This window comes from Streptomyces sp. NPDC002044, assembly GCF_040296725.1.
GTDB lineage: Bacteria > Actinomycetota > Actinomycetes > Streptomycetales > Streptomycetaceae > Streptomyces > Streptomyces antarcticus.
In genome coordinates this window covers 26169-32580 of sequence record NZ_JBEOXU010000070.1, presented here as the reverse complement: position 1 = coordinate 32580, position 6412 = coordinate 26169, and the positions used below count along the sequence as shown (strand labels likewise).

Below are 6412 nucleotides of genomic sequence, written 5' to 3'. Positions count from 1 at the left end.
TGCGGCGCTCATCCCGGTAGCGGAGGCGAAGGCGAAGTCGACCAGATTCTGGGACGTGTACTCCTTCGTGCCCAGCTCGTCGTGCCCGCCCGGTCACGTCAGGAGGTACCCGGTCCGCTCCGCGGCCCCGTGTCCGCGGTGCGGACCGGGTCTCCTGTCCGCTGCCCCCAGTCTGCCGTCCGCGCAGGTGGGGGCCCATCCGCGCGCGTACTCATCCCGTGCCTGGGTACGGGTACTCAGGCGCCGCGGCGGGCCCCACCAGTTGTACGGGCCGCCGCCCCCCGGCGGCACCGCCGACCGGGGGGCACCGCGCCGGGGACGCACGCCCCCGGCGACCGGTCAGCGGTTTCCGCTGACCCGGCCCCGCAGCAGCAGGGACAGGGCCGAGTGCACGTCGTCCAGCGACCGCTCGCTCTGGAAGGACTGCCAGTCCAGGGCGGCCACCAGCACCATCCCCACCATCGCGGCCGCGGTGAGCGGGACGTCGATCTCGGCACTCAGCTCACCGCGCTCGACGCCCTCGCGCAGCACCGTCTCGACCACGGCCACCGCCTCCCGGCGGACCACCATGAGCGTGGACTGCCAGGTCCGGTTGGTGCGCCACAGCTCGGCGACGTACAGCTGGGTGAAGGCCGGGTAGCGGTCGATGAAGACGAGCCCGGCGCGGATCATCGCGTCGAGCGCCTCGACCCGGGTGCCGCCGCGGGCCTCGGTCTCCTCCGCCGCCGTCCGCAGCGAGACGGTCAGCAGGCCGACGCCGTGCCGCAGCAGCTCCTCGAAGAGGTCGTTCTTGCTGGCGAAGTTGTAGTAGACGGTGCCCTTGGCGACGCCCGCCCGCTCGGCGATCTCCTCGACCGTGGTCGCCGAGAATCCCTTCTCGGCGATGAGCGTCACGGCCGCTTCGTAGAGCTTCTGCCGGGTGGCCTGGCGCCGGCCTCCGGTGACCGTTCCGCCGGTGACCGTGCCGCCCGTACCGGTGCTGCTGCTTTCCATGGCGCTGATTCTCACAGGTCGACACTCCCCCACGGGCTCGGTGCTAAAGGCTCAGTTCCGGGTGCAGCCGGTCCATGGTCCACACCTGCTTGCCGCGGGCCGCGAGTGCGGTGAGGGCCAGTGCCCCCAGCGTGAAGGCCGTCAGGACGGCGCAGCCCTGCCAGACCGGGGCGAGGTCCCCGCCGGTGATGAGGCGGCGCAGGCTCTCGACGACGTACGACATCGGCAGGTACGGGTGGATCGCGTTGAAGAAGCCGGGACTGGTCTGAACGGGGTAGGTGCCGCCCGCCGACGTCAGCTGGAGCATCAGCACGGCCAGCACCAGGATGCGTCCGGCGGCGCCGAACTTGGCGTTCAGCCACTGGACGATCGCCGCGAAGCAGCCGGTGACCAGGAACAGGAAACCGACGGTGAGCGCCGGCCGTTCCATCTCCAGGCCGAGGCCCCAGTGGAGCACGGCCATCAGCAGGCCCACCTGGGCGGCGCCGAGGCCCGCCACGGGCAGCCAGCCGGCGAGGGCGATCCGCCAGGGTGAGGCGCCGGCGGACAGGGCCCGCCGGTTCATCGGGGCGATGAGCATGTAGGCGACCATCGCGCCGACCCAGAGGGAGAGCGGGATGAAGTACGGGGCGAAGCCGGTGCCGTAGTTGGGCGCCTTGTGCAGGGACTGGTTGGCCAGCTGGACCGGGTCGGCCATCACCTGCGTGCGGGCGTCGCGCTGCCGCTCGTCGTAGTCGGGGATCTTGCCGACGCCGTCGTGCAGGCCCCCGGCGAGCTCGCCGCTGCCGTCGACCAGCTTGTAGATGCCCCCGTCCAGGCTGTGCGCGCCGTCGCCGAGCTTGCCGACGCCGGCGTCGATCTTGCCGGAGCCGGTGTGGGCGGAGCCGAGTCCGGTGTGCAGCTGGGCCATGCCGGTGGCGACCTGGTGGGCGCCCTTGTTGAGGGCGTTCACCTGGGTGACGGCGGCGTCGAGGTCGGCGGAGAGGGCGGGCGCCCGCTCCACGACGAGACGGGCCTGCTTCTCCAGGTCGGTCAGCTGCCTCTTGAGGGTGCTGAGGTCGCCGTTGGCGCCCTTGACCAGGGTGTCGAGGTCGCCGCTGAGTTCGGCGGCCTGCGCGGCGTCGTCCTTGACCTTCTTCAGGTCGGCGCAGGAGGCGAGGAGCGGGTCGGCCCCGGGGGTGAGGCAGCGCTTCGTGTAGTACGCGTCCAGGCCCGAGGCGACCTGCCTGGTACGGGCGGCGGCGAGCGGGGCCTTCTCCGCGATCTTGTCGAAGTGGCCGTTGACCACGCCGGCGGTGTCGGCGACCAGCTCGGCGGTGGCGGCGAGCTGCTTGGGGTCCTTGAGGAACGGCTTGGCCTTCTCGGCGGCGCCGTTGACCGTGTCGGCGACCTTCTGGGTGCCGTCGGCGACGTCCTTGGTGCCGGTCTGCAGCTTGGCGGCGGCCGTGTTGAGCTTCTGCAGGCCCCCGGTCAGTTCACCGGTCTTCTCCTTGGCCGTGTCGAGGCCGTCGGCGAGCTCCTTGGCGCCCTCCTTGGCCTTGCCGGCGCCGTCCTTGAGCTTGTCGGCGCCGTCGGCGGCCTCGGCGGTCTTGTCGTGCAGGTCGGAGAAGGAGACGAAGATCTTGTCGAGGAAGCCGCGGGAGGCGTTGGTGGACGCCGCGGAGCGGACCTCGGCGAAGACCGTGCGGGAGATCGAGCCGACGATGTAGTTGTTGGCGTCGTTGGTGCGCACCTGGAGGGCCCCGGTGGTGGGGTCCTCGCCGGAACTGGAGGCGACCTTCGCGCTGAAGTCGGCGGGCAAGGTGAGGGACAGGTAGTACGTCCCGTCCTCCAGCCCCTTCTCCGCCTGCTCGGCGCTCACCTCGCGCCAGTCGAAGGTCTTGCTGTCGTGGAGCTTCTTCGTGATCTCGCCGCCGGCGTCGAGCTGCTTGCCGTCAACAGTGGTGCCCCGGTCGGAGTTGACGAGGGCGACGGGCACCTTGTCGAGCCGGCTGTACGGGTCCCAGAAGGACCACAGGTACAGGGCTCCGTAGAGCAGGGGCAGCAGGAGCAGCGCGACGAGGGCGGCGCGCGGCAGCTTCCCCCGCCCGAACCGCTTGAGCTCAAGCGCGGCCAGCTTCGGTGATCGCATCGTCCGCCCCCTTCGTGTCGTCGTTCTCGGTGTCGTTGCTCTGGGCGCTCTGGGCGCTGTCGGCGCTGTCGGCGCCCTTGCCGCTCGCGGCGCTGTCGGCGCTCGCATCGGCGGCGGCCTTCGGCGCGCCGGCGCTGTCCTCGCGGTCCGAACCGTCGTCATCCGAACCGTCGCCGTCCGAACCGTCGCCGTCTTCGCTGTCTTCGCCGGAGGCGGTGCCGCTCTTCGCGGCCGTCCCCCACGTGACCTTGGCATCGGCGGCGGATGCTCGTCCCCGCGGCGGTGCGGCGGGCCCCGCGGGCGCCTCCGGCGCGGCGGGCGCGTCCTGCTCCGGGGTGCCCGTCCGCAGGACGACCGCGTCGTCCGGGGCCTCGCTGCAGACCGCGAGCACCGTGGTCCCGCGGGCGGCGATCGAGCGGAGCAGGGTCCAGGCTTCGGCGCGCTCGGCGTCCGACAGCTTGAGGTCGAGGTCGTCCAGGGCCAGCAGGCGCGGCGAGCACAGCAGGGCGATGGCCACGGACAGCCGTACGGCCTCCAGCCGTTCCAGGTCCCGTACGGAGGTGCGCGGGCCCTTCGGCAGCGCGGCCAGGTCCAGCCCGGCGGCGGCGAGGGCGTCGTCGATCCGGGCCCGGGCGCGGGCCTTGCGCTCGGCCCGGGGACGCAACAGGGCGCGGACCGGGCCGTCGTAGCGCCGCTGGAGCAGCGCGCCCTCACGCAGCTGCTCGGCGACGGTGAGGGCCTGATCGAGGTCGTTGACCCCGGGGACCGGGCCGAGGGCGGCGATCCGGCGGACCGCCGCCATCTTCTTCGGCAGCCGGTGGCGGCCGATCTCGGCGTGGCCCTCGGTGGCCTTCATCCGTCCGGTGAGCGCGAGGAGCAGGCAGGTCCGCCCGCTGCCGGAGGGGCCTTCGACCGCGATGAGCGAGCCGGGTTCCGCGTCGACGCCGACGCCCCGGAAGGCCCAGCCGCGCGGTCCCTTGAGTCCGAAGTCCCGGGCTTTCACGGACGCGCCGTGCGGGCTGTCCACGCCGTCCCCCTTCTTTTTGAACTGACCGGTCAGTTCAAAAACTAGCACCTTCTTCCGCATCAGCTGCGCAGCAGGGGGTAGTTGTCGACCTGTCACTCGCGTACCCGCAGGTCAGCGCGATTGTCAGTGGCCCCCGTCACGATGGGGGCAACGCAACGACAGGAGGTTCGTCATGGCCACACCGTCCCCGTCCCCTGTCCACCCCGTCCTGCGCAAGTCGTCAGCCCCACCGGCCGCTGTCGATCTGCTCGCCAAGGCGCGCGACGGCCTGGCGGAGGCAGTGCGGCTGTCCCGTCCGAACGAGCGCTACGCCACCGCCCACCTCGCCGCGCTGCGCACCGCCGCCGCCGTGCTCGCCGCGCGCGGCCGCCCGGAGCCGGTCCACCCGCGCCGGCGGCCCCGCATCCGCAGCGCGTGGGAGGTGCTCCCGGAGATAGCCCCGGAGCTCGCCGAGTGGAGCGCCCTGTTCGCCTCCGGCGCCGCCCGCCGGGCCCGGGCCGAGGCGGGGATCGCGGACGCGGCGAGCGGCCGGGACGCGGACGACCTCGTGCGCGCGGTCTCGATGTTCCTGCGGCTGGTGGAGCGGATGCTGGCCGTCCAGCCGCCCCCGCAGAGCCTGCCGCAGCCGCGCGCGGAGCGTCCGGACGCGGGATGAGCTGCACGGCCGTGGAAGGCCATAGGGTGGGGCACTGACCGCTCACCCTTACCGCGCCGAGGAGCCATCAGCCGTGTCGGACACTTCCCGCCCCCGTGCCTCCCTCCGCACCGCCGTGGTGTGGGAGGTCCTCAAGGAGGCGCTCGACCGCCGGGTCAAGGCGACCGGCCGGGATGTGCTGGACGTGCTCGACACCGGTGGCGGCACCGGCAAGTTCGCCGTGCCGGTGGCCCGTCTGGGCCACCGGGTCACCGTGGTCGACCCCAGCCCGAACGCGCTGTTCGGGCTGGAGCGCCGGGTGGCCGAGGCCGGCGTGGCCGACCTGGTGCGCGGGGTCCAGGGCGACGCCCAGGGCCTGCTGGACGTCGTGGACCGGGACGCGTACGACGCGGTGCTCTGCCACGGCGTGCTGGAGTACGTGGACGACCCGGCGGAGGGCGTGGCCAACGCGGTCGCGGCCCTGCGCACGGGCGGCGTCCTCAGCCTCCTCGCCGCCGGCCTCGGCGGGGCCGTCCTCGCCCGCGCGCTGGCCGGGCACTTCACGGAGGCCCGCACCGCGCTCACCGACCCGGCCGGGCGCTGGGGCACCGGCGACCCGGTGCCGCGGCGCTTCACCGCCGAGCAGCTCTCGGAGCTGGTCGGCGGCGCCGGTCTGGCGGTCGGCGCGGTGCACGGCGTGCGGATCTTCGCCGACCTGGTGCCGGGTGTCCTGGTGGACACCGAGCCGGGCGCCGTGGAGGCACTGCTGCGTCTGGAGGAGGCCGCCGCCGAGCTGCCCGCCTTCCACGCGGTCGCCACCCAATTGCACGTCCTGGGCGAGAAGCGGGCCTGATCTGCGATCTTCCGGGGACGGAGTCGGCCACTCACCCGCCGATCTCGCGGTCGGCCCCGTATGATCGGGTGCAGTGACCGGCATGGTGGACGCGCCATTGGGGAATAAGCGCCTCGATGACCTCCCCAGCGGCGGTACCGTTCGCGCAGTGGTTCGGCGGCTGGGCTATTTTGAGGCTGAGCTGCTTCAAGGCTGAGCTATTAGGAACGTGGCGTAGAGGGCGGGTATCACGGGGGCGATTCCCCGCCTATCCTGAAGGGGACCCCTGGTCGCCACCCCCGCGACCGACGGATGAGGAGGACTCCCGTGCCGCTCTCGGAGCACGAGCAGCGAATGCTCGAGCAGATGGAGCGAGCGCTGTACGCCGAAGATCCCAAGTTCGCGACAGCGCTTGAGGGAAGCGGACTGCGTACGTATACCCGTCGCCGGGTGTACCAGGCAGTCGCTGGCATTGTGGTGGGTATCGCGCTCCTCATGACCGGTGTGATCTGGCAGGACGTGCTCTGGATCAGCGTGGTGGGATTCCTCGTCATGCTGGCCTGTACGGTCCTCGTGGTCACCGGTTGGCGCAAGGCACCCAAGCCAGGCGAGCAGCCCGTCTCCGGCAGTACCGACGGTTCGGCCCACGGCCAGAACCGGCAGCGTCGGTCGATGATGACCCGCATCGAGGAACGGTGGCAGCGCCGCCGTGACGAGCAGGGGCAGTAGCCCCGCACACAACGTGAGTGAGGGGACGGCGGCCTGCGGGCGGCCGTCCCCTCACTGTTCCGCGCC

Annotated in this window: 6 protein-coding genes; 3 read left to right on the top strand and 3 right to left on the bottom strand. The window is 72.4% G+C overall.

Going from position 1 to position 6412, the window contains the following annotated elements:
* Positions 1-339: 339 nt before the first annotated feature.
* From ABT106_RS18815 to ABT106_RS18805, 3 genes are read right to left on the bottom strand one after another with little or no spacing between them, the layout of a single operon-like run.
* On the bottom strand, positions 340-993 hold the full coding sequence (locus ABT106_RS18815) for a TetR/AcrR family transcriptional regulator (RefSeq protein ID WP_267720903.1): 654 nt from the start codon (positions 991-993) through the stop codon (positions 340-342).
* 43 nt (positions 994-1036) lie between these two features.
* Complete coding sequence (locus ABT106_RS18810) at positions 1037-3124, bottom strand: YhgE/Pip family protein (RefSeq protein ID WP_351278467.1); 2088 nt, start codon at positions 3122-3124, stop codon at positions 1037-1039.
* On the bottom strand, positions 3096-4151 hold the full coding sequence (locus ABT106_RS18805) for an ATP-binding cassette domain-containing protein (protein WP_351278464.1): 1056 nt from the start codon (positions 4149-4151) through the stop codon (positions 3096-3098). The genes ABT106_RS18810 and ABT106_RS18805 overlap by 29 nt, the downstream gene beginning before the upstream one ends.
* A 172-nt stretch (positions 4152-4323) precedes the next feature.
* Between ABT106_RS18805 and ABT106_RS18800 the strand changes: the two genes are divergently transcribed.
* The 3 genes from ABT106_RS18800 to ABT106_RS18790 all read left to right on the top strand — a co-directional run bounded on the left by ABT106_RS18800 (position 4324) and on the right by ABT106_RS18790 (position 6346).
* Positions 4324-4806, top strand: a complete 483-nt coding sequence (locus ABT106_RS18800; RefSeq protein ID WP_351278462.1) for an SAV_6107 family HEPN domain-containing protein — start codon at positions 4324-4326, stop codon at positions 4804-4806.
* 73 nt (positions 4807-4879) lie between these two features.
* Entirely contained in the window at positions 4880-5638 is a 759-nt protein-coding gene (locus ABT106_RS18795) for a class I SAM-dependent methyltransferase (RefSeq protein ID WP_351278460.1), read from the top strand.
* Positions 5639-5944: 306 nt separating this feature from the next.
* A complete protein-coding gene (locus tag ABT106_RS18790) occupies positions 5945-6346 on the top strand; it encodes an SCO2097 family morphological protein (protein ID WP_267720897.1) in 402 nt (133 codons plus the stop codon).
* Positions 6347-6412 lie beyond the last annotated feature (66 nt).

Bases quoted from the DNA above. Each gene is read 5' to 3' on its own strand.
- ABT106_RS18815 (WP_267720903.1), bottom strand. From the start codon at position 993: ATGGAAAGCAGCAGCACCGGTACGGGCGGCACGGTCACCGGCGGAACG.
- ABT106_RS18810 (WP_351278467.1), bottom strand. From the start codon at position 3,124: ATGCGATCACCGAAGCTGGCCGCGCTTGAGCTCAAGCGGTTCGGGCGG.
- ABT106_RS18800 (WP_351278462.1), top strand. From the start codon at position 4,324: ATGGCCACACCGTCCCCGTCCCCTGTCCACCCCGTCCTGCGCAAGTCG.